We start from the raw sequence: 823 nt of genomic DNA, 5'->3' as shown, positions 1-823 counted from the left end.
TAATACCAAATCGGCAAGTCGGGCAATCAATTACGCAGAAAAACGTGCAGAAGAAAAAAGTGGTTTGAATTGCGATGTAGATTACGCTAAATCATCTTTTAAAGCCACACGCTCTTTATATGGCAAAGAAGATGGGATTCAAGCACATACGATTATCCAATCATTCAAGCCGTGCGAAGTAACGCCAAAACAATGTAATCAAATCGGTTTAGAATTAGCCGAGAAAATCGCACCCAATCATCAAGTCGCCGTCTATACACATACAGATAAAAATCATTACCACAACCATATTGTGATTAATTCAATTGACCTTGAGACAGGTAATAAATATCAAAGTAATAAAAAGCAACGTGAATTCGTTAAACAAGCCAATGACAATATTTGTCGTGAACATGGTTTATCAGTTCCAGAAAAACAAAGAGTAACACGCTACACACAAGCCGAATATGAAATTGGAAAAGAAGCTCAGAAAGGGAATAAACCGATACCTTGGAAAGAACAAATTCGTATGGTTATAGATCAAACACAAGCAACGAATCATGAAGAGTTGAATCAAGATTTATTACAGAACGGTATGAAAATCGAGCGTATCACTGAAAAAACGATTACTTACAAACACCTTGAAGAAGATAAAAAAGCACGGGGTAGTAAGCTTGGGGAAAAATACGATAAAGGGGGCTTAGAACATGGGTATGATGGACGAATTAAATCCAGAAAACAAGAAAATACTAGAGAAACTGGACCAGATAGAAAAGCAACTCAATCAGAATGGGACAACTTCGCAGACAACACCAGAAAACTTGAACATGATAGAAGAAGTTCT

1 protein-coding gene is annotated in these 823 nt (G+C 36.7%); it reads left to right on the top strand.

Features of this window, described 5'->3' with window-relative positions; translation table 11 throughout:
• The coding region (locus tag KA878_RS14000) for a relaxase/mobilization nuclease domain-containing protein (protein WP_210142255.1) at nucleotides 1-823 on the top strand (823 nt) is incomplete at both ends.

This window comes from Staphylococcus sp. GDY8P57P (assembly GCF_017892585.1).
GTDB lineage: Bacteria > Bacillota > Bacilli > Staphylococcales > Staphylococcaceae > Staphylococcus > Staphylococcus borealis.
The sequence above is the reverse complement of the archived record's forward strand: the minus strand, read 5'-3'. Positions and strand labels throughout refer to the sequence as shown.